General features: G+C 48.2%; 21 protein-coding genes. 1 reads left to right on the top strand and 20 read right to left on the bottom strand.

Going from position 1 to position 21,332, the window contains the following annotated elements; all coding sequences use genetic code 11:
- Positions 1-76: 76 nt before the first annotated feature.
- The 19 genes from ABF463_RS00250 to ABF463_RS00160 form a co-directional block, all read right to left on the bottom strand.
- Positions 77-478 carry a type II toxin-antitoxin system HicB family antitoxin gene (locus tag ABF463_RS00250; RefSeq protein ID WP_415531523.1) on the bottom strand — a complete coding sequence of 134 codons (402 nt, stop codon included), beginning with the start codon at positions 476-478 and terminating at the stop codon, positions 77-79.
- A 24-nt stretch (positions 479-502) separates the two neighbouring features.
- Positions 503-670 carry a type II toxin-antitoxin system HicA family toxin gene (locus ABF463_RS00245; protein ID WP_415531575.1) on the bottom strand — a complete coding sequence of 56 codons (168 nt, stop codon included), beginning with the start codon at positions 668-670 and terminating at the stop codon, positions 503-505.
- A 128-nt stretch (positions 671-798) separates the two neighbouring features.
- Positions 799-1,194 (bottom strand): hypothetical protein, encoded by a 396-nt coding sequence (locus ABF463_RS00240; RefSeq protein WP_415531522.1) that lies wholly within the window; start codon positions 1,192-1,194, stop codon positions 799-801.
- Positions 1,195-1,437: 243 nt separating this feature from the next.
- Positions 1,438-1,773, bottom strand: a complete 336-nt coding sequence (locus tag ABF463_RS00235; RefSeq protein ID WP_415531521.1) for a hypothetical protein — start codon at positions 1,771-1,773, stop codon at positions 1,438-1,440.
- 107 nt (positions 1,774-1,880) lie between these two features.
- Positions 1,881-2,201, bottom strand: a complete 321-nt coding sequence (locus ABF463_RS00230) for a hypothetical protein (RefSeq protein ID WP_415531520.1) — start codon at positions 2,199-2,201, stop codon at positions 1,881-1,883.
- A gap of 117 nt (positions 2,202-2,318) precedes the next feature.
- Positions 2,319-2,882, bottom strand: a complete 564-nt coding sequence (locus tag ABF463_RS00225) for a hypothetical protein (RefSeq protein WP_415531519.1) — start codon at positions 2,880-2,882, stop codon at positions 2,319-2,321.
- A gap of 22 nt (positions 2,883-2,904) precedes the next feature.
- Positions 2,905-3,573: a lysozyme gene (locus tag ABF463_RS00220; RefSeq protein ID WP_415531518.1), complete on the bottom strand. Its 669-nt coding sequence runs from the start codon at positions 3,571-3,573 to the stop codon at positions 2,905-2,907.
- A 1-nt stretch (position 3,574) separates the two neighbouring features.
- The gene (locus ABF463_RS00215; protein ID WP_415531517.1) at positions 3,575-5,539 is read right to left on the bottom strand and encodes a VirB4 family type IV secretion system protein; all 1,965 of its coding nucleotides are present in this window, start codon (positions 5,537-5,539) and stop codon (positions 3,575-3,577) included.
- A complete protein-coding gene (locus tag ABF463_RS00210; RefSeq protein ID WP_415531516.1) occupies positions 5,499-6,068 on the bottom strand; it encodes a hypothetical protein in 570 nt (189 codons plus the stop codon). Before ABF463_RS00210 ends, ABF463_RS00215 begins: the two co-directional genes overlap by 41 nt.
- A 379-nt stretch (positions 6,069-6,447) precedes the next feature.
- Positions 6,448-8,496 carry a pLS20_p028 family conjugation system transmembrane protein gene (locus ABF463_RS00205; protein ID WP_415531515.1) on the bottom strand — a complete coding sequence of 683 codons (2,049 nt, stop codon included), beginning with the start codon at positions 8,494-8,496 and terminating at the stop codon, positions 6,448-6,450.
- A 45-nt stretch (positions 8,497-8,541) separates the two neighbouring features.
- A complete protein-coding gene (locus tag ABF463_RS00200; RefSeq protein WP_415531514.1) occupies positions 8,542-8,796 on the bottom strand; it encodes a TrbC/VirB2 family protein in 255 nt (84 codons plus the stop codon).
- A 27-nt stretch (positions 8,797-8,823) separates the two neighbouring features.
- Positions 8,824-9,813: a DUF3991 domain-containing protein gene (locus ABF463_RS00195; RefSeq protein WP_415531513.1), complete on the bottom strand. Its 990-nt coding sequence runs from the start codon at positions 9,811-9,813 to the stop codon at positions 8,824-8,826.
- Between the two features lie 89 nt (positions 9,814-9,902).
- Positions 9,903-11,975: a hypothetical protein gene (locus tag ABF463_RS00190; protein WP_415531512.1), complete on the bottom strand. Its 2,073-nt coding sequence runs from the start codon at positions 11,973-11,975 to the stop codon at positions 9,903-9,905.
- A gap of 108 nt (positions 11,976-12,083) precedes the next feature.
- The gene (locus ABF463_RS00185; RefSeq protein WP_415531511.1) at positions 12,084-12,686 is read right to left on the bottom strand and encodes a hypothetical protein; all 603 of its coding nucleotides are present in this window, start codon (positions 12,684-12,686) and stop codon (positions 12,084-12,086) included.
- 79 nt (positions 12,687-12,765) lie between these two features.
- The gene (locus ABF463_RS00180) at positions 12,766-13,422 is read right to left on the bottom strand and encodes a hypothetical protein (protein ID WP_415531510.1); all 657 of its coding nucleotides are present in this window, start codon (positions 13,420-13,422) and stop codon (positions 12,766-12,768) included.
- A 45-nt stretch (positions 13,423-13,467) separates the two neighbouring features.
- The gene (locus ABF463_RS00175) at positions 13,468-14,016 is read right to left on the bottom strand and encodes a hypothetical protein (protein WP_415531509.1); all 549 of its coding nucleotides are present in this window, start codon (positions 14,014-14,016) and stop codon (positions 13,468-13,470) included.
- A 480-nt stretch (positions 14,017-14,496) separates the two neighbouring features.
- Positions 14,497-16,962, bottom strand: coding sequence for a hypothetical protein (locus ABF463_RS00170; protein WP_415531508.1), 2,466 nt, complete (start codon positions 16,960-16,962; stop codon positions 14,497-14,499).
- 71 nt (positions 16,963-17,033) lie between these two features.
- Positions 17,034-18,092: an Ig-like domain-containing protein gene (locus ABF463_RS00165; protein WP_415531507.1), complete on the bottom strand. Its 1,059-nt coding sequence runs from the start codon at positions 18,090-18,092 to the stop codon at positions 17,034-17,036.
- Positions 18,093-18,137: 45 nt separating this feature from the next.
- A complete protein-coding gene (locus ABF463_RS00160; protein ID WP_415531506.1) occupies positions 18,138-20,060 on the bottom strand; it encodes an Ig-like domain-containing protein in 1,923 nt (640 codons plus the stop codon).
- A gap of 245 nt (positions 20,061-20,305) precedes the next feature.
- Here ABF463_RS00160 and ABF463_RS00155 point away from each other — a divergent pair, with 245 nt between their 5' ends.
- Positions 20,306-20,500 carry a hypothetical protein gene (locus ABF463_RS00155; RefSeq protein ID WP_415531505.1) on the top strand — a complete coding sequence of 65 codons (195 nt, stop codon included), beginning with the start codon at positions 20,306-20,308 and terminating at the stop codon, positions 20,498-20,500.
- Between the two features lie 315 nt (positions 20,501-20,815).
- On the opposite strand, the gene ABF463_RS00150 is transcribed toward ABF463_RS00155, so the two are convergent.
- The gene (locus ABF463_RS00150) at positions 20,816-21,325 is read right to left on the bottom strand and encodes a hypothetical protein (RefSeq protein WP_415531504.1); all 510 of its coding nucleotides are present in this window, start codon (positions 21,323-21,325) and stop codon (positions 20,816-20,818) included.
- Between the last annotated feature and the right edge of the window lie 7 nt (positions 21,326-21,332).

Genomic DNA, 21,332 nt, shown 5'->3' with positions numbered 1-21,332 from the left:
ATCACCCTCTAATTCAAAAAATGCGCAAAAAAAGAAAGCCCCCAACGGGGACTTTCAAGATGATTCTATTCAGCAGTTATTGTTTGGGGAGGTTCAGTTGATCTTTGAGTGCGTCCTGTAATATGCCGGAAAAGTTCAGGTGCTTTTCCTCTGCCATTGTGTTGAGCCATGACGGAATTGTAAGTGTTTTTTTGACCGCTTTCGTATCATGCCGACGTGTGTAAGCAAGTTGATCAAATTCAACCAGCACGACAAAATCGTCCTTTTCGTGTTTGATGTTTTGTGGGGAAGATGCAATAGGCGCAGTCGTACCGTTTTCCAGCATGTCCGTGATGCACAGCCCGATTGCGTCCGTAATCATTTCGTAGGCCTCCTCAAGGCTGTCACCTTCAGATACGCACCCACCAATATCCGGAACCGTTACGGAATAGCCTACATCTTCCGGATGAAAAATTGCAGGATAAAAAAGTTTGGACATAATGCCCTCCTATCTTGGAACAAATTATTTAAGGCCAGCCTGTTTTAATATACTATTTTCAGTACCGGGTTTAAGGGGCTTATTATGATAGGGAACAGTCGTCTGCTTACCCGTTTCGGGGTTACGGTACATTCGGTGTGAGCCATTTGACCGGACATACTCAAACCCATTCTGCTGTAAATATTTTATCATTTCTTTCGGTGTTCTCGGCATGGGTAAGCCCCCTTTTTCTATAATTTATTATAGCACGTATTACACGTATTGTCAAGATATACATTTGCCTTTTAACCCACTTTCGTTCGGTTGCCATCCGGCTCTCATTAGGACGATTTTGGTGGGTTTTTTAGCTTTTTAAAATTGGCCTTGCGACGGCGGTGTTCCTCAAACTCATACCCTTTTTCAATCCACGGGTGCGGATCGTCATCAACAGAACGGAAATTTTCGGCGGTCGCGCCTGTTTCAAACTGGTGATAAAAGCTATTTGTTGCATCAAGGAGTATAGCTAACTTTTGGTCCATTGCTTTTTCTCTTAAGTCCATTCGGTGCAGTCTCTCATCCATTTGCAATTCGCCTTTCTGCCGGGCATATTCCTGCCTAATCAAATAGCTAATATACTTTCCCTGCGTCATTCCTTCGCGTGCCGCTAACTCGGGTAAAATGCGGTCAGCTTCGTCCTCCAAAATAAAGTGCTTTCTTGGCATTTTATTTTCCTCCAAGATTCCGGCTCACAGCCTATTTTCGGGGTTTGTGGTGATTTTCAGAAAGAGCATAAGGGGCTACGCCCGTGAAACCTGCAAATCCTGTCAGTGACAGGATTTGTTCGCGTTCGTGAGAGTGTGGATTGTGGGTAGCGCGTGGGTAGAAGAAATACCATTTATTAGGAGGATTTTGGCTATTTCCGGGGGTTCAACCCACACGCGACCCACGGTTTTGAGAGTGTGGCCACACACGACCCACAGTTATAATTCCTCGTTTTCGTCCTCGTTTGGCACAGTTTCATTCCTCAATACCGCCCAAATAGAGTTTAAAAGATCCACGCATTTATGGACGGTTTCAAGCATTAGATTGAGGGCATCCCCGCGCCATTTTGCTTCCTTTTGTACGGCATCTTCAGATAAAATACGGATCGTATCCGGCATAAATTTCAGAAAGGCTTCGTCTTGATAGAGCAGAAACCGATCCATTACGTCGCTCACCAATGCACTGCGATTTGGGTATTCGTGGGTTTGCTTTAGATAGTGATCCATCTTTGCAATGAGAAGCGGAGATATCATTGTAAGGTGCAGATCGGCCATTACATGTCACCTCTCGTTTTCGTTTATTTGGCTATCGCCTATGCCCCTTTTTAGGGGGCATTTCGACCGGTTGCCGTCCGGTTCTCATCGGGGCGACGTGGTGGAAATTATGGTGTGGGATTTTCGTCTCTGTTATATGCGGTGGATGATGAGGGACGGGCAGTAGCGGAAGGTGTTTCGGAAATATCTGGGCGAGAAGCTGGTGTTACGACGGATGGTTGTGCGCTTTTTAGGGCGGCTTCTTTTTCCTTTAGAAGCCGCCCCTCTTTGGCTAAATTTGCGAGCAATTCCATATTCTCATGGACATATGCGTCGACAAATTCAGTCAGCACATCTTCCCACGTTGTTCCCAGTGCAATGGCAATTTCACTTGCTGATTTAAAAACTCCATGTGGAATATTGCTGTCTTTACTGCGGTTTTTGGGCATTGCGCTTCAACTCCTTTTTAGATGGCTTTTGTACAGATTTTCGGTGCGTATTCAGTGCCGATCCATAAGCTCCTGCAACGAACAACAACACGATCATAATGATGTATACCGCTTGCATTATGACTCCTTTTTATCCGCAGCATTTTTGACTATGTGAATTTTTCGATAGTCAATATGTACCTCAGCCGTTATAGGCTGCTCTTTCTGTTGTACGGTTGAATCCGTGCCAAATATGTCTTGGCTTGAATCGCCTGTTGGCGTTTCGGATGAGGGAGATGCATAGCTTTGTGGAACGACAACCTCAACCGTAACATAATAAAAATCCGCTGGAATTTTTTCTATGCTCAACGTCTGTAAGTTTGGTTTGTCCATCACGGGATTTAGCTGAAACGGCAACTTTTTGCCGAGGCTTTTGTCGCCCAAATAGACCGCAACTTTAAATGGGCCGTCAGTAGCAAGTTGCGCTTTTTCCAGCACATTGACTGTCATCGTCCCTGCCGTTTTATCAAACGATGCGTCTTGAAAACGTATCATCCAGTCCCCCAAAGTAAGCACTTGATCATAGTTCAGATTTTTGAGCGAACGATCATCTGGCAGCCAGAACTTTGAGGAAAAAAAGAACCCGCATACGATTATGATTACAACGAATAGGACACCGTATATCCGGCCTTTTGATTGCAAGATTACACCCCCTACAGCAATTTTATGGATATGTATAAGACCCTTGTGTATACAACAGTGCTTCTGCCACACGCCGCCGGTACAGACCAGGCGAATAGGTGGTGCCTGCGTAAGAGATTTTTTCAAAATCTGTTGTAATAACATTGGGTGGCGCGCCGGTTTTGACTGCTTGTGTAAGGCTCAAACTGTTCCATGCGTTGCCTCCAATATTATAAGCGAGGCTGATCAGCGCATCCATTTGATTCTGGTTTAAGACAATGCCATGAAATTCTTTTTGGACGGAAGAACAGTATCCACCGCTGCTCAAGTCCTGTATAAGAAGCTGCTCCGCCGTGCCGCCCGGGCCTGTTGTAAGCGGGGAGGTAAAGCCGGCGGGAAGCGGCCCTGTGTGACCGTATCCGATGGTCATATTGCCATAGCCGTCATCGTACCAGTTGGAATAGGCGCCTTCCCATTGCTCAATAAAAGCAAGTCCCATTTTGCTAATTGGCAGATTGGTCACTTGTCCGGGTATGTACATTGCACCGCTTGTGGTAGACGCGGTTGTCTCGGACGAGGACGCATGGGGGATTGATACTGCTGCGACTATAGCCACGAATAATCCCAGAATCAAAATGAAAATGACTGGTATGGTGGCGATGAGCAGTTTCCATTTGAGCTTGGATGCGATTCCATAGAGAATAGAACCCATGTTAGCGACCCCCGCCAAAGTAGGCAAGATAGTCATCCGGCAGCGTTAACGTGCATCGGATTTTTGCTCCCGCACCGATGGAAATCAGTTTTTCACCTTTCTCATACAATGCGGTGGACTCAATCTCACTGTCGGTAAACTGCGGGAACAATTCTTTCAAGATTGGGAAGTTGCTTTGATCCTGTTGCATCAGCACTTTATACTGGATAAGACCAAAAATATTGCGGATCTTATCCAGATTTTCTTTGTAGCCGGACGGCGCAAAATCACGTGGCTGCTGAGATGCCAGCCAGATTGCCGCATCGTATTTTCGGTCTCGCCTGGTCATATCGTCACACAAAGCAAGGCCCTCGGTATTTTTCGTATTGAGCACCTTGTGTGCCTCATCAAAAATCAGGATGCATTCATGGATGTCCTCGTTGCGTCGCCTCATATTGCGTATGCGGTTCTTATAAACCTCGCTCCACATCAGGGACATCGTGTGCATGATGTAGGCGTTTGATATGTTTTCCTCAAGGCCGTTTAGGGATGACATGTCAAATACGACCAGTTGTTCATTGGCTATGTCAAATGCGGAATGGTGATCAAAATAAGGGGCATAAATGCCATCGCGCTGATAGGGCTTTATTTTAGCCAAGAGGCGCTCCAATACGTTGCGGCGGTGTTCACTGACAGATGCCTTATAATTCATTCTGCCATCTGTTCCGGTCTCGTAAAGAGCATCGAAAATGGTGTCATACAGATCGTGTATGACCGGGAAGTCCTCGTGTGCCAAACTGATCAATGGGGTGGTTTTGGTTATATGGAACTTTAAAAATGTGCGCATGAGCATGTCGCGAAGTTCATCAAAATGCTCATCTTCCAGTTCCGAAAAAAGCTGTTGAAAGTTTTTGAGGAGACGGGACATTTCATAGGTGTAATTTTCCGCAATAACGCTTGTCTCATCCGCTGCTATCGTTACCGTTTTAGAACTTTCTTCCTCAATTTTTTTGGAAAACATCTGATGAAGCTCCAGAAAATTGACGTATCCGGTAGGATCTGCGGGCTGCACAACTCGTCCGCCATTGACGACCGCAAACTCCAACATTTCGCCTTCCACATCGTAAGCCAGCACTTTATCCCCCAGCGCAAGGCGGATCTGCGCATGGTACTTGAGTTCGGTACTTTTCCCAGCTCCCTTTTGCCCAATGAAAACAATATCGGAGCTTTTGCGTTGGCTGGTACGCCTGCTTGTATCAAGGAGTACTAAACCACCAGTCTTTGTTTCGCCCCATACCCACCCATGCGGATCGGTAAAAGACTGGAAGTAATAAGGAAATTGCTGCTTTAGTGTGCCCAAGATCGGAATTGGTTGACGAATTGTATTGGCTGTGGTTTGCATTCCCCTGTATTCCGCTAATATCTCAAATGATGGGACAAAACCGTACATACCATAGGTTTTTAAGTTATCCCTCAAATGATTTACTTTGGCATCCAGATCCTTGATCGTTTTTGCGTACACCCAAAAGCGTAAAGATATATAGGCAATATCCTCCGAGGTGAGCTGGAGATCTTTGTGAAGTGCAAGCAAATCATTCAAATCGTAGGAATCGTTTCGATTGTCACTGGAATGACGGTTGACAAAGACACGTGTGTCAAGCTCATTGATACTGCTCTCCAGTTCTTCCATGGCCTGAGATTTTTGAGCGACTTCTAAATCCATCGTTACGGTTACCCCAGGCGCGTTAAAGAGACTTGTAAATGCCAAATCCTGTATCCTCGTTGGAAATTTATTGACCAAAAAAACAGTCATATAGCAATTGCCGGATTTTAAATAATTCTCTGATTGCGTAATGCCGGAAGGCAATATCTGTTTAATAAACTGGATATCTTCTTCCGTTTGATCAGAACTTTGGTTGTCTGTTCCGGGCATAAATAAATGGAGTTTATCCCGAAGGTTGCTCCTTAACGTCTGTTGCAGATCCATATTGTTCCTCCCCTCCCTGTAAGAGTGCTTTATAAATTGTAATAAAATCCTCTATGGTGCAGACTTCGACCGAAGCGCCTGAGCGCTGCAACTGTCCTGCGTATCTGCCCAGTTCATCATCCACCTCTTGTGTTGAATCCCCATAAGCAATGATGCAGGATCGCCTTTCCACACCTTTCTCCATCCAATAATTGATTACATTTTTCTGTCGTGCGAGAATGTTTTTGAAATTATTACTCGTTTGTGTCTGTTCGTGCAGGCTCAACCAGGCAAGCTGCCGAGAATAATCCGGATGACGGGCAATAAAGATGTTTTTACTGCATCCTTTGCTGAGCAGGACAGCGTCACCGTAAGAGATCATACAAAGCTGCCTGTCGGCCCCATTGTAGTTGTAAATGTCGATACCGGAGATTAGGAGTCCGCCAGCATAGCGAATTTTCTCCCCAAATTTTACGGCCAGATATTTGTTGCCCACGATATGCTTAAACTGACAGGCTTCTGTTACAAAATGCTGTTCGGTATTGGTCATTGCAGTGCAAACCCCTTTCTCAACGCGATTGGCGAAGATTTTGGTGTATTGGAAAGATTGCCTCGGGTGTGCCTTTTTTCCTCAAACGCACACCCGAGGATAGAAAGGAGCCGCTTTGGGGACTTCCAATAAAAAATCCATAAAACCAGGCACTGCCAAGTCGGACGCGTTGGATTGGTCGGGGCGGGCCGCTGTAAAATGACGTAAAGAATAAAACTGACAATAAAAAATGGAACATGTAAGTAGGCATGTACATATTGGTTGCTCAAAGACATGGCCAGCATCATGACCATGACACATCCCATTAGCCACTGGATGCTTTGGCCGGCAACAACCTTGACTTTGAGCTTTGTTGATCTTGGTATGATTCCCATAAGCCTCACTGCCTTTCATCTTTTTTCGGCCAAAACGTGCGTTTGGGTTTCTGCTTTTCAACGGCATCTGTTGCCTTCTGCCAACCGTGTGGTATATCGCTTTGCTGTGTCGATGCACCTGATGACGATGGAGCTGCTGTACTGGGGCCTGCATGTGGCTGTGTAGTAGAACCAGAAGCGCCAAAACCGGAGGACGGCGATGGTGTTGCGCCAGACGTGCCGGAACCGGAAAAAGGCGGTGGTGTTGCGCCAGACGTGCCGGAACCGGAAGGAGACGGTGGTGTTGCGCCAGACGTGCCGGAACCGGAAGGAGACGGTGGTGTTGCACCGGACGCGCTGGAACCGGAAGGAGACGGTGCTGTTGCGCCGGACGTGCTGGAACTGGTCGATGAAGGGGTTACATTGAGGTTGGAGGACGTAGCTGCGGCCTCTGAAATGCTGGAAGCACTTTCTTCAGTAGGTGGGATCGCAGGCGCGGAAACGTCGAAGTCTGATGGAGGCGTCACATTCTCAGAAGAATCATCACTAAAAGAAGATGCTGGTTCTTCTGAAAAATTTGAAGGTGATGAGCTATCATTTGCAGTTGCCTCAAAAGCCTGCGAAAGTGGCGTATCCTTAGAAGAAGTTGAATTTGGAGATGGTGTTCCATCAGACGAAGAGGAAGCGGGAGATGTTGTTTTTGCTTCGCCCTTTGCATCTGACGCTTTTGGCTTTTTTCCCGTCATAAAGCCTAATGTCTTTGCGGCATTCGAGACACCGCTTTGCCCGCCAAAAAAGCCTTTACCGCCTTTGGACAGGCTATTATTGAAATCGGCTGCATTGGAAAAATCACCGCTGGATTTGGCTGTTCTTCCTGCCGCAAATGCATCTTTAATACCTGGTAATGCAGAAATACCTCCGGCGGTTCCAGCTACAGCATTGACTGCGCCGCCGGCCATGTGTCCGGCGCCTTTTACTGCGCCTGCGACCGCTTTGGCTCCCATCATACCGGCGATGGCTGTTTGTGCAGCATTTTGCAAACCTGCGTCAACACCCAACAGCCGCATAACAATATCAGGACCCTCAATGCAGCCCCATCCGCATCCGCCGAGTAGAAGAATGCGTGGGAGAATACCTGCTACATTTATGTTGATCCACTGGCTGGCGTCAATAAAAATTTTGAAGACAACCATAGTGAGTATCAGCATGATGTAAAGACCAACCAAATTGTTAAGAAATTTTTTGGTACGCGTCCCTTCGTTAATATCCGAGGCGAATACGACACTGGCAATTACTTTATGGAAAAGGATATCAAAGGCGACTTTTGCTATTTTAAAACCAGATAAGGCCATCGCTACGATCATGATGATCAAACTTGCCGCCGGAAGCAAAAAAGAACAATCATACGCGTAGAGACGTTGGGCACCGAGACCAAAAAAACCGTCTCCTAACGGTTCACCAATTAATTTGTACCCGGACTGGGCGTTGCCTGTGACATGGTCTACCTTATATCCCCACGGATCACCTGATGGAAGGCGGGCATTGATATCCATGCCATATGGGCTGATATCACCTTTATCGGTGCTTAAGTATTTCAAGGATTTTGTACTCCCTGAAGATGCGATATCAACGATATACCCCTTGAGCATCGTTTCACCCACATTACCGTTTTCAGACAGCTGACCAGACAAATCACTGATTCCCGCACTTTGCAAATTGTCAAGCTGTGTAAAGATAAAGGGAATGGCCATCACAAGCAAAACGGCAAAAAACAAATGTTGAAAAGTATGATTGTTCTTGCCCCAGACAATAAAATAGATCCCTGCTGCGACCAGCGAAACGCTTAACACGCTCCATCCGACTGAAGACATTTGCGTGGTAAAGGTATTGACAATAGGAATATTGGCTACAAGGTTTGTTCCCAATACGGTATTGACCGCTTGCCCCAAAGCATCCAAAACTTGCGCCAGAGCACACAGAATGATGTATCCAAACCATCTCAATATATCCATTCCAGGGGTAGCGATGTTGATATGGCCATGTAAAAAAGAAAGCCCCTTGTATACCTCCTGCAAACAATTTCACCTCTTTCGTTTTAAAGTAGCCCAAATTCGGACTGCTTACCTGAAAAACAGCCTCAAGCCTACAGGCGCAATAAATGCGGAGGTGCTAAAAGACGATACGATCTGTGTTGCAAACATGATGACACCCAGCCCCATCAAAATATAGGCCAGCCATTTTTTACCTTTTGCGGCACCTTCCTGTCCGGTCATCAAAAGGATACCAGCCACGATCATGAAAACAATGCCCAAAGGAACCCCGAGCTGTTTCAAAAGCGTTTGAACATTGTTAATCCACTGAATAAGATTTTGCATATAAATCCTCCTGTTTCATTACTGGCCTCAGCCACGTATGGTGTTTGTACGTATTATAAAAAGCAGTGCGTCATTGAAATCCTTGCCTTGTGGCGGAACAATTCGTGTTGCATCGTACCCCTTGCGGGTGTATTCGGCAATCAAACGATCCTCCGCAACTTGACCATGGTTTTCCGGTGTTCCGTCCGGCAGCTTACCATCCACATCATTGTCCAGGCAGAACACGATATGGTGGATATAGGGGTGGAAGCGCAGAAACTCTTTTAGACGGTTGTCAGCCAGACAGAAAAGGCAGATATAGTTGTCCTCCTTCCACAAATGCGCATCTTCCCTTAAAATCCGGATGGATATGTACGACAACATGTCGATAGGAGCCTCGAACACATATACCCGATTGGATTTACCAACATGGGAAAATCCATACCGCTTATCCGAGCTTTCAACATCCCATCGATCATGTCTGCGCTTACCATCTGTTCCCGCTTTGGGTAGATAGGTGTTTGTGCTACGCTTGTGAGCATGGCACGGGATACCCTTATCATCGAAGCCCAAAAACACAGCATCGTGATATTTGGCACCCTCATACAAGGCCCCAGCTTTTATGAAGTGATTAATCACGGGCGGTAGAATGCCACGATGTTTGTGGAGATAGGCAAAGCAGCGCCGGTTATCCGGTGCTGGGGGCGGTAAAGCAAACGGTTTATCTGGGGGCGGGCTGGTGTTAGAAGCCTTGGTTTGCTTTAGAGGGATGTCCGGGGCGATTTGCAACAATTCAGAAACGGCAGAGACGAACGTCATTTTTTCTATCCGTTCCAAATAGTCGATGGCATTTTTTCCGTTGATGCTCCGCGAGTTCCAGCTCCACAGATTAGATTCTGGATTTACCACAAAGCTATCATGCTCTTTCATGCGGAAATACTTGCCGTCTTTGATCATTTCAACGCCCTTGCGCTGAAGGTATTCGAGCAAGCTGATGTTTTTGGCTTTCTGTACGGTTTCTTTTGAAAACGGCTGCATGGTATCACCTCCCTTCACCCTACTGGTAATAAAAAACCGGCGAGCACGAAGCTCACCGGTTTAAAATAAAATCTTACTATATATCGGCTTTACGACACTGCTGTAAACGTCAGCTGTATGTTGCCCGTATCTCCAGCAGCACTTGGCCATCGCAGGCTGCCGAGCTGCCCTACCAGCTTGATATGCCCGGTACCTCCCGGAGAAAGCACTCCCAAGACGGTTGAAGCCCCGCCTGCCAGCTGCACGCTCTTGTTGTCAATCTCCGACCAGGTTGTGTTTCCGGATGCCGATTCTTCTATTTGAGCGCCGAGAGTAAAGCCGTTGGTACCGGAAAGCGCGGACGTAAGACTTTGCAATGTAACCTGCGCGCCTACATGGGTGTTGTTGTTGGTCAGCGTGATCTCTCCGCCCGAAGTAGGGTTGACGGTATTATTAGGATCGACCGTATAGGACGTGCTGGATGAGTAGGATACGGACACAGACCGGTCAATGTTAGACACTGTGACCGGGTAGGTGCAGGTATTGCCGGCGTTATCCGTCAACGTAAAATTATAAGTGCCGTTGCCCGTGGCTGTGTAGCTGCATGTGTTGCCGGTTACGACCGTGCCGCCCGGCGCTGTGATGGACTTGACGCCGCTTTGCGCATCCGTGGCCGTGACGTTGATCGTTACGTTGCCAGTTGTCCATGCTGTGGTGGATGAATTGTAACTGCCAGTTGGTGGTGTAGTGTCTCCTGCATAGGGATCATAGTTGGATACCGTGTAGGTGCGCACGAGTTCGTTTCCACTTGCATCTTTGGCAAACACCGAAACCACACCATTCTGTGCTACACTGAATGAATTCCCGGAAAATGATGTGCCATTTCCTGCATCAAAATAGCTGGCAGTTTGCGTCCCATATGCCCACTTTTTTATTACGACCCCGGAAGATAAATCTGAGCCATTCGGAATTTTTGTGATGTGCAAACCACTCAAATAAATATCTTGCGCGCCAGTTGCGGCACTATATGTAAAATTATTAAGATACCCACTTATAAGATTCGTATTTAACTTTTCTATAATGTAACCAAAGTGCCAGCTGTCATCCTTGATTGTGCTCGATGTCCTCTCCAAAATCGAGTTTGAAACACCCTGCCATGAAGCAGTATGAATACCACCATTCGTTACAGCGGAATTAGTTGAGTCACTGCTTTTATACCAATAAGAGCATAAAATACTATCTCCATTTTCAAAATCCTGCCCAGTACTGAGATAATAAAAACTATGAGCGAGCGAATCATCCTGATAGGTAATATGTGTTACAGATGATTCCGGCGCAGAAGAATCAGATACTGTAGATTGCGTTGGAGTTCCAGCAGATAATGAAATTCTTTGATTATCAACATCATTTGCAGTCCAAGCCATTACATTTACTGTCGGTGTAGTAGATGCAACAGTCGAAACCTGTGTTACGCCAAGACGAAGTGCTCCCTGCGTATTGTTTACCTCAATCGGTAGCGTCTTTTCGTACCCCGCACTATCTTTTGCATAGATCGTATAATGTCCAGCAGATGGAAGTGATACTGAAGTACCTGTGAACGAAGTTCCAGACCCGCCTTCAAAATAGGACAATGACTGATTCCCGGATGCGTACTTCTCAGTAGCAATAGAATTTTTCAAAACATCGTTATACGTCAGGGATACACTTACCGCCGTACTGGATAATAAATTATAGGCGTAGGTTACATCAATCGGAGAAACATACGTTGTCGCAGACGTATATGCCACGATAGTCCCATCGTTTAAAACCCGTGAGATGTCTGTCGTATACCATCCATAATAGTTGTTATGCTCTGTAATATTTACTTTGCAATTCCAAGCATAAGTATATTGGGTAGTATTGCTTATAGCAACTATATTAGTTGGTGACGTTTCATTGTATGTTTTTGCGTTTGAACTACCTTCTGCAGCACTATATGTGGTAAAACGCAGATAATAATCCGGTATTGATGAAGAATTATGATTAGCACCACCAATTGTATACCCCGTAGAATCTGATGCGGCGATTGTATTACATGCTGTACTTTCTCCGACATAGGTATCCGCCAGAACAGGATTGATACTACCAAATACCAAAGTGAAAATTAAAGCGAAGACAACTCTAACAGAAATCTTTCTTTTCATTTTCTTCCCCTTTCGTAGTCATAGGCGATATATAAAGCCAAAAGGCAAATCAACAAAATAAACGGCTGGTTTCCCAGCCGCCCAGCGGTTTATACGAATGATGTAGCGTTACGACAGGGAAACACTGAAAACTGCGGCGCCGGTGGGTGTTTGCGTGGTGCTGATTGCGCGGCCAAAGTTTGCGGACAGAGCAAGATTGCCGGTCGCACCAGATGCAAGAGAGCCAATAGTGACAGCCGAATGGGATGCCGCCCAATCGGTGCTACTGTTGTACCCGGTGCTCCAACCGGTGCTGGTAGCGCCTACGCCGAGCGCAATGTATTTTGCGCTATCGGATGCACCAAGGCTGTCCCATGTTTCATCAGTCGGCAGCTTGTCCGTAAAAGTGCCGGAGCTGTCGGCGGTCAGAGACTGTACACCGATGGTCACGGGTACGACCGTGTTATTGGTCACGGCAAGCGTGGGTGCGGTAAAGGTGTCGCTGTCGGGATTGATCGTGTAAGCCACGCTATTGGGGACGGTTACGCTGATGGTGGTCGGGTTGATCGTGCCAGTGATCGGCACACTTGCAGACGTGCTGCCCGTTCCGGTCGCCGTTTGGGTGGTCGCGGCGGATGCGGGCAGCGCTGCGCCCGCGATCAGCGCTGCGGCCATAGCTGCGGCTGCGATTTTTCCGCCGAAGTGTCGGCGGAAGTGGTTGATGATGGACATATAAGTCCCTCCTGAAAAATATTTATTTATCATCCGGTCATGCCGGTTGATAGCGAGATGATATTAAATCGCTGTACTTCTATTGAATATCCAGCGTCAGGTTTTGAACGAACAGCGGCGTAACCTCGGCGTACTGCCCATCCACTACTTTATAGCTGTGCATCTCAGCGCAGATGATCCTGGTCTGCCCGGATAAAGGTGCGTCCCAAACAATCTTGTTAAAATGCTGCCCTGGCCCGATGATCTGAGACTCGCCCAGCCGGGTAGTTTTGGTGTCGGTCATGACCTTTTTCATGGTGCCGTCAGCCTGCTTTTCATAACTTGTTGCGACTTCGGCCTCATAAAATACTGCCTGTTGGTACTCTGCGAGATTGTAGTTGACGGTCGCGCTCCACTGCCCGGTGGTGCTTCCGGTAGTGCCATACACCACCGTGGATGGTGTGTAAGACGTTCTGTCTGCGGTCGCTGGCACTTGGGATGCGACTACGGTACTGTCTCCGAAACCTGCCGCAGTATCCGGACCGGAGCCGATAGGTGATTTTTTGCTGGATACAGATGATGTCGGTCCCTTCTTTCCTGCCGCGTTCTGCGATGTAAAAATGGCTAATACCGCGTTGCGGAAACTCGGGACAAATGCAATACCGGCGGCAAAGACCGTCGTGGGGATAAATATGGTCAGCAGTAAAACTGCCCACCGATGTTTCTTTTTACCACTCTTTTTTGTTGGTTCAGTCAAGATTTGATCTCCTTTCACAATTTCACATTTGGATTTTTGGAAAGATCAGGTGATGTAAGGGCAAAATTGCTTAAAAATCACAATCATAAGCGCGGTCACACTCATTGCAACCAACATTTTTCCGGTTACGTTAGTAATTGAATCAGTGCTTATAAAAATCGAAGCTGCAAGTGAAATCAAGCATAAGATGTACGGGATTAGAGAGCCTGGAATGGTAAAATGAGCATGAGGTCTCGCTGCGGCAAGCGCAATTGCAGCTCCCGGAAAACCTATAAACAGAACAAATACAAATATGAGTACGAGAAAGGGCGCGGCAAAAGAAGCAATCCTCTTTAATTTTTGCCTGGGGGTCAAATAGTACACCAGTTTGCCTTTTCGGTTGAAGGTATATGTGCCAAAGGCGCTTCCCGTCCGATACTCTTCATATTGAATTAAAAAATGGCCGTGCTCTTTTTTTGCCTTAAAACTGTTGTTTTCCCACGTGAAATTCGTCCACACATTTTGCAATGGTAAAGTGTTCAGAAAATTTTCAAATTCTCTTGAAACCAGAAGCGTTTCTTCGCTGCTTTCCCGTGCCATGCGTTGTAAGGTCATAATGATCCCTCCCGTTTAAAGCCTGTTTTCACTTTCACCCTATAGATAGCAAAAGCGCCGGGCTTTTACACCCGGCGCTTTGAATATTGACGAATCAACCACATAGCTTATGTGCTTATTTGAACACACGTACATACCAATCTTGCGGCAACGCACCCTTGAGCTGCTTTTGCACCCGGCGCTTAAATGTTGACGAATATGTGAGATAGTTCTATAATATAAGTAGACACAGGGCATACCACGAAACGGTTAGCCCAACGTAGGTTGAAGTAGCCGAATCCTTGGCTGGGGGCGGCTACTTCGTTTTATCTTTCAGTAAATACATGAGAATCAAAATAAGAATGATTGCTGCTATGTACTCCATCAAGACCACCCCCTCTCAAGGGAGTGGCTAACCGCCCGCGTCTGTCCTGTGTCTGAATAAAGTATACAGATTTGCGCCTATTGTGTCAACGTCGGCACGATGGGCGCTTTTGCTTGTTATTTGAACACACGTACATACCAATCTTGCGGCAACGCGCCCTTGATCTGCATGGTGTCAGTGGCGTCGTCGCCAAGCATTCCAGCAGGCGTCCATGCCTGTGATATGGTGGCCTGTGCTGTGTACGGGCCGTCCGGGAACCAGACGGGCGTATAGTGTACAGGGAGGTTAAGGACACTGTATTTGTTGGGTCGGAGCGTAAAATTGCCGCTTCCGTTGTTTTGGAACAGCCGGAAGTAACCATTTGACCAATAGTTGAACTCCGGGTATCGGCCCTCAGTGAGCTGCGCAAGCGTGGTACTGTCGGTTTTGATCTGGGAACCGGTTCCCGACGTGACGGAAACGTTGCCGGTGGCCGTCTCATTGATACCGTAGCCACTTTTCATCGTCCACACGCCATTGCTATCCTGCGTGGCCGTTTCAATGCGTGATTGGCCATCCTCGCCCATTTCCGGCGTAATTTTCAGCGCCGCGCTTAGATTGGCCGTAAATGTTTCCTTCTGGAATGCGCCGCCGGTATACGTCCATTCATTCCATGTCAGAGAGGGGAAATAGCCGGAAGAAGCGGGTGTTTGTATGCTAAAATATGGTGGGGCTTTATCATATAGCTTCGGCTGTGGCGGCGTGGATTCTGTAGGCGCATTGATGATCCACTTGAGGGTACTTGTCCAACCCGATTGCGCGGGAACGCTGGGACTGGCAGCGGTGGCCGTGAGCGTATACGTGCCGGGTGTGGACGGCGTGTGCCAGCGAAACCATATGAGGTTTTTATCGTTACCGGGGACAACCACGCCTTTTGTCTGTGTGATATAAGTACTGCCGTCCGAGGCGCTTACCGTAAGCTTCAGCGTAACGGAATCGCTCGGAAGGACGGCAACGGGACTGTTATCCGCGACAATCGCGGAGGTCACAACGTCCGTGTCGGTCAGATAGGCGGCATTTGGCGTTTGAATAGACACTGCAAGTCCGGCACTGTTGCTATAGGGGCCAAATACGCCGCTTGCGCTGTTTCCGGCCACGTCGGTAGCCTGCCAGTGCAGGTACCATGTCCCGTCACCCGGAGGAGTGAGCTGCCCGCCTGCGGTGTAGTTCTGCCACGTTCCCGTGTCGGTCTGGCTTTGTGACCAGCTGTACTGTGCCGTTGCCACACCGCTGCCCGTGCCGTTTGTGGACCCGGGATCTTCAAAGTCCAATGTGATTGGCGCGGTCGCAGATTGCCAGTTTGACGCACCGGAGGATACCGTACACGTCGGGGGAATGGTGTCGATCTGCACCGACGCGCCGATCACGGCGGTGTTCCACGCGTTATCTATGCTGCTGAACTGAAACGAATGCGTTCCTTGGCCGCCGGCGCCATCGTTTTGAACGCCCATTGCCTGCATGGTACTATGCAGGCTCATGGACTTTACCCAGTTTGTGCCGTCGTTATAGTCAAAGCCTTGATAGCCTGCGGAATTGCCGAACTGGTTTACGCCGTCAAAGACCGTTTGCAGCGAGGCCAGATTTAGCCCGGAAACATCGGTGGTCTGGCTTGTATCGTCACGGGAAACAATAATGTAGCTCCCGCCTCCGTTAAAATCCGAGAGGTTCAGCCAACCATGATGACCGGTAGAGCACTGTATGGCGTTCAAATTAGTGGCCATGTCGGGTGCAAGGGTATCCCACCACAGGTACCGCTGACCGGTGGTGTAGTTGCCAGAAGCGTCCATGCCCGCGTAAGAGATAAGGTTATAGCCTTGATGCAAGCCGCTGGTATTCCACGGTTGGAAAAGCCGGCTCCAGCTATAATCTGCGTTAACGTAGTCGGTATGAGAGTCGTCGTAATAGCAGTATTGAGTGAGGGTTGGAGACATTACAGACGAGGAATAATCACCAGAAAATAGCCTGTAATATCCATTTCCTGCGTATGCAACGTTAAATCCTCCGCCAACTCCACCGTCCGTATTGTTGCCTACCCAAACGGTATCCCCGTTGCCGGGAAGTTTACTGGTGTAGCCAATGTTTGTTGGTAGGTGGTTGAACCAAGTTGTCTGATTCCAGTCCGTGCCGGTGAAATTGCCGACACCGCTGACAATGTAGGACAGATGTTCGGGATGGATATAGTGGGTGGTGTATTCAAGGCCATCATCGCTGCCGCCGTTTTGTGGGACGGTGATGGGGTAAGTAACGGCTCCGGTGAAACTGCCGTCTGAATTAAAATATGCCACGACCCAATCCCCTGGCAGCAAATAGTGATTGATAGGCTGTGTACAACCAGGATCGTTATATAGTGGAATTGCAGGCGCATTTGCCGCGACCTGTCCATAGTGTGTGTCAAGTCGATAACCAATGCGTCCACCGGGCCATAAATTTGCCCCAGTTCCGGAAGCGGATACCAGTGTCGTACAAATAAGTACAACAAGGATGATGAGAAATAGACTTTTAAATAGAAATTTGGGTTTGCCTCGAATGCGTTTGATTTTCATAAGCACTTTTCCTCCAAAAAATAAAATAGCCCTCCACATATAAGCGGAGGGCTGCTGGAAAATAGTCAAAATTATTGAACGTTTCCGCCGGAATTAACTGAAAAGTGGTATCTGGCAACGACAGTTCCGTCGTGCGCGGTAAGCTGAATAGTATATGTGCTGGCAGTTAAATTTGCAAAGGTAAAAGAGCCTCCGTCACTGCCGTCTTTTGTAACAGCCGTTCCGCTACTTTGATTTATACCATTAGTTCCGATTATTGTTGCAGTGGCCAATCCAGAATGTGCAGAACCTAAAGCGGCGGTCGTTTTCATTTCAGCGTTACCGGCGGCCACTTCACAATACCCGGCCCCTACACCAAGGAATTGTACCGTTTGCTGAATACCGGTTATCTCATCGGTGAAAGTTCTCGTCTCATTCACGCCTTGATAATTAGCAACATGGCCAGGAATGTTTGTTGTACTGCCGGGAGCCAAAGACGAGTTGGGACTGCCCACAGTGGTGTTATTGGCTGCTTTAGGCAACTGTGTGGGGCCGGTTGAGACCGCTGTTACCGTAACGACGCAGGTATCACGCTGTCCGTCCGGGTTTGTTGCTCGAATGTATGTCGTTCCCGTGCTCACGGCCTTGACATTACCGCTGCTGTCCACCGTGGCCACGGCACTGTTAGTGGATGTCCACGCAAGCGTCTTGTCGGTGGCGGTAGTCGGCGTAATGTTGGCGGTAAGCTGCACAGTTTCGCTGGGCTGTAAAGTCAGGCTGGCGTGGTTAAAATCGATGGACGTAACAGGTATAGTGGATAATGCGGCGGCGGCATTCGGTGCAGCCCCACTGGGCGCGGGTGCGGCGCTGACGACGGGAATACTTACTGTATCGTTAGTACTGCTGGAAGAAACCGTCGGACCGGAATTGTTGGAACTGATTCCTAAACTGGATGATACAACCGCATCAATTTTAAATCGATTGTTTGCTGCCGTGGCGGAAGAACCAATATTGTTGACAGCAATAGCAGAAACGACAACCGCAGCGACCACACAACCACCAATTCCGAAATAGACTTTACCTTTACGGGACGATAGCACATTATAAAATTTAACCGACATTTGAGTGACCAGATTTTTTATCGGAACCATGCAAAAACCTCCTAAATGGCAATGACCTTGCGGTTTTAGGAAATGTTAATTCACATTTCCTAAAGAGTCCACTGTGAACGAGTATTTGGCAACGACGGTTCCGTCGTTCGCAGTAAGCTGAATAGTATATGTGCCAACAGTCAAATTTGAAAAGGTAAATGTGCCGCCATCACTGCCGTCTTTTGTGACTGCCGTTCCGCTACTTTGATTTATGCCATTAGTTCCGGTTATTGTCGCAGTGGCCAATCCAGAATGTGCAGAACCTAAGGCGGAGGTTGTAACAACGCTGGCATTGCCAGCGGCCACTTCATAATATCCAGCGCCTACCCCGAGAAACTGCACCGTTTGCTGAATACCGGTTATCTCATCGGTGAAAGCTCTTGTTTCATTCACGCCTTGATAATTAGCCACCTTCTGCACTGCAATGCCCCGCGTCGCCCACGCGACCGAACCATCATTGCCGATGCCAGCAACCGCCAACGTATAGTTGCCGGGAACAAGCGTACCGGCCGGGACGGTCAGGCTGTATCCGCTGTTCAAGGTACCATAAGCCGGGAATTTGTTTTCGACGTCTTGACGAGCGATAAGCGCGCTACTCGGTACCGATCCAAGATCAAGTGCCTTGCTACTGCCCGCCGGATACGCATAAATGTCCACACGGTTAATACCCGAGCTGTTGAGCGCCCAGCCGGTAACCGGAATGGCGCCGGTATAAGTGGTGGACGGCGTATCAAGGTCTGTGATCGGAGGCGCGGAGGTCGCGCCCACGACATTAAACTGGGATGTAGCCCACTGTACACTGTTATCAGTACCGATGCCCGCCACGCAAAGCGTGTAGCTGCCCGGCGCAAGGGTGCTCACATCGGCAGTCAAGCTGTAGCCGCTGTTGAGTGTTTTAAATGAAGGAAAAACGTTTTTAACATCCTGTCTGGCGGTAAGCGCACTGCCCGTCACCGAGCCAAGCCCGTGGTATTTGCCCGCGCTGTCCAGTGCATAAATATCCACTCGATCAATACCGGCGGCGTTAAGCGCCCAACCCGAAATAGCAAGCTGCCCGTTTGTTACGCGCATCCCCGATGTTGGCGCATCAATATCCGTCAGCGGTTTCATCTGGCCAACTGAAATATTGGTTGTCTGCCACTTTACGTCGCCATCGTTGCCGATGCCCGCGACGCAAAGGGTATAGCCTCCATTGGGTAATGTACCCGCCGGGACGTTTAGGCTGTAACCGCTGTTTAGGGTGTTGAAAGCCGGCAAGGCGTTTGCGACATCCAGTCTGGCGGCCAGCTTGCTGCCATCCACCGAGCCAAGCCCGTGATAATGTCCCGCGCCATCCAGCGCATACACATCCACACGGTTAATGCCGTCGTGGTTGAGTGCCCAACCCGCCACCGTAAAAGCGCCATCCTGCTCGCCGGTCGGTGTGTCAATGTCGGTCAGCGGCGCGGGGCCAATGCTGATGGGCGTACTTGCCCAGTTGACCGAGCCATCCTTGCCGATGCCCGCAACAGCGATAGTGTATTGACCCGCCGGAAGCTTGGTCGTATCCACCGACAGGCTGTAGCCACTGTTGAGCGTATCAAAACCCGGCAATGCGTTTTCAACATCCTGTCTTGCCGCAAGTGCGCTCCCCGGAACCGAGCCAAGCCCGTGCGCGTGGCCGCTTGCGTCCCATGCATAGATGTCTACGCGGTCAATACCGGCAGCATTAAGTGCCCAACCCGTAATGTTGACCTTACCGGACGCAGAGGTACCAGCCGTCGGTGTGTCGATGTCGGTGATTCCACCGGACACGCTTTGCAGCCGCTGCACCCCTGCGGCCGTGATAATCGGCTGGATCGGCGCGGCCTGTGCATAAACAATACCAACTGATGATGTGGTAACCGCCAGAATGGCGGCAACTGTGACAATCAAACGTTTTGCCCGGGTTTCCTTGACTTTGCTTTTGTCTGTGGTCTGCTTTTTCATCTGAAGCACTCCTTATAATGTCGCATGTATATGAAAAAAGGTTTATTCGATTCTGCCGTGAAGGAAACTATTCCTGGTATATATCGGCCTGTTTCGATGGAAGTTTATTCCTACACTTGCATTATATAACCGCGTTCACGGTTGCTCAATATGTAAATTGCACGAATATGCACATGGTTATTCGTGAAAGATTTACGTGTACACGTGCACATACCTGTGTTACTCTTAGAAATGAGGTGATTCATATGGCAGTCAGCAAGGCACATGGCCGTGCGAGTAATAAGTACAACCAAAAGGCATACGATCATATTCATTTAATGGTTAAAAAAGGCCGCAAAGCAAAAATTGAGGTGCGGGGAAAAGAACTTGGCTTTTCGGTAAACGGGTACATAAACCATCTGATTGACAAGGACTTGCCGGAGGACGAAGCAACTGATTAAAACCGGAACTGTTGACTTCCAATCAAAAATGGATATGATAAAAGACAGAGGGTGTACCAGTAACGGTTAGCCCAAGGTTAGGTTAAATAACCGCTTCCATTGGACCGGAGGGCGGTTATTTTTTTATGCTCTGGTTATATGCGATAGCAAGAATCAAGATAATGATTATTGCCGCCATATACTCCATTCGCACCACCTCCCTTCCGGGAGAGTGGCTAACCGCCCTATCGACATCCCTCTGTCTTATTGTCTATTATACGACAAAGGAAGTTGTGTTTTCGAGGATTTTCCTTTTGTATTTGATTCGGCAGAGATTCACAAATGCCGTGGCCGTCCCAGGTGCTTGTCATTGTTCAATTCGCGGTTTTTCTCCCGGGCGAGATCACGCTCTTTTGTCAACTCCTTGATCTGCTCCTTCAAATCTTTGTTTTCTGAAATAAGGGCTTCCCATTGGCCGGCCATTTTTTGAAGATTTTCAAACTGCGCTTTCATATCTTTTTGCGACTCCGACAAATTGTCGTACTGTATTTCACGGCGACCCACTTCGCCAAGCAGGATGTTGTGCGTCGCTTTGGCGTTTTCACGAATGGGAGCCAACAGGTCTTTGATACTCTGGTGCTCCATGGAAAGGCGCTCTTTCATGCGACTGTGCTCAACAGACAATTTGTCATGTTCCTGACTGTTGATTTTTATGTCTTTCTCGACCAGAGCACGGTCTCTGCGCCCTGTTGCCCAAATGGATAATGCCAACACGACAATGGCGCTGGCCGCGCTTATAATGGCCCCTGCGATTACGTCCATTATATTTATGTCACTCCAATTCACTTTTTTC

The organism is Ethanoligenens sp. (genome assembly GCF_047718355.1).
Classification (GTDB): Bacteria; Bacillota; Clostridia; order Oscillospirales; family Ethanoligenentaceae; genus Ethanoligenens.
The sequence above is the reverse complement of the archived record's forward strand: the minus strand, read 5'-3'. Positions and strand labels throughout refer to the sequence as shown.

Excerpts from the sequence above, each read along its gene's own strand:
- ABF463_RS00155 (WP_415531505.1), top strand. The coding sequence starts at position 20,306 with ATGGCAGTCAGCAAGGCACATGGCCGTGCGAGTAATAAGTACAACCAA.
- ABF463_RS00190 (WP_415531512.1), bottom strand. The coding sequence starts at position 11,975 with ATGAAAAGAAAGATTTCTGTTAGAGTTGTCTTCGCTTTAATTTTCACT.
- ABF463_RS00235 (WP_415531521.1), bottom strand. The coding sequence starts at position 1,773 with ATGGCCGATCTGCACCTTACAATGATATCTCCGCTTCTCATTGCAAAG.
- ABF463_RS00200 (WP_415531514.1), bottom strand. The coding sequence starts at position 8,796 with ATGCAAAATCTTATTCAGTGGATTAACAATGTTCAAACGCTTTTGAAA.
- ABF463_RS00160 (WP_415531506.1), bottom strand. The coding sequence starts at position 20,060 with ATGAAAAAGCAGACCACAGACAAAAGCAAAGTCAAGGAAACCCGGGCA.
- ABF463_RS00210 (WP_415531516.1), bottom strand. The coding sequence starts at position 6,068 with ATGACCAATACCGAACAGCATTTTGTAACAGAAGCCTGTCAGTTTAAG.
- ABF463_RS00230 (WP_415531520.1), bottom strand. The coding sequence starts at position 2,201 with ATGCCCAAAAACCGCAGTAAAGACAGCAATATTCCACATGGAGTTTTT.
- ABF463_RS00170 (WP_415531508.1), bottom strand. The coding sequence starts at position 16,962 with ATGAAAATCAAACGCATTCGAGGCAAACCCAAATTTCTATTTAAAAGT.
- ABF463_RS00185 (WP_415531511.1), bottom strand. The coding sequence starts at position 12,686 with ATGTCCATCATCAACCACTTCCGCCGACACTTCGGCGGAAAAATCGCA.
- ABF463_RS00165 (WP_415531507.1), bottom strand. The coding sequence starts at position 18,092 with ATGGTTCCGATAAAAAATCTGGTCACTCAAATGTCGGTTAAATTTTAT.
- ABF463_RS00175 (WP_415531509.1), bottom strand. The coding sequence starts at position 14,016 with ATGACCTTACAACGCATGGCACGGGAAAGCAGCGAAGAAACGCTTCTG.
- ABF463_RS00220 (WP_415531518.1), bottom strand. The coding sequence starts at position 3,573 with ATGGGTTCTATTCTCTATGGAATCGCATCCAAGCTCAAATGGAAACTG.
- ABF463_RS00245 (WP_415531575.1), bottom strand. The coding sequence starts at position 670 with ATGATAAAATATTTACAGCAGAATGGGTTTGAGTATGTCCGGTCAAAT.
- ABF463_RS00195 (WP_415531513.1), bottom strand. The coding sequence starts at position 9,813 with ATGCAGCCGTTTTCAAAAGAAACCGTACAGAAAGCCAAAAACATCAGC.
- ABF463_RS00215 (WP_415531517.1), bottom strand. The coding sequence starts at position 5,539 with ATGGATCTGCAACAGACGTTAAGGAGCAACCTTCGGGATAAACTCCAT.
- ABF463_RS00250 (WP_415531523.1), bottom strand. The coding sequence starts at position 478 with ATGTCCAAACTTTTTTATCCTGCAATTTTTCATCCGGAAGATGTAGGC.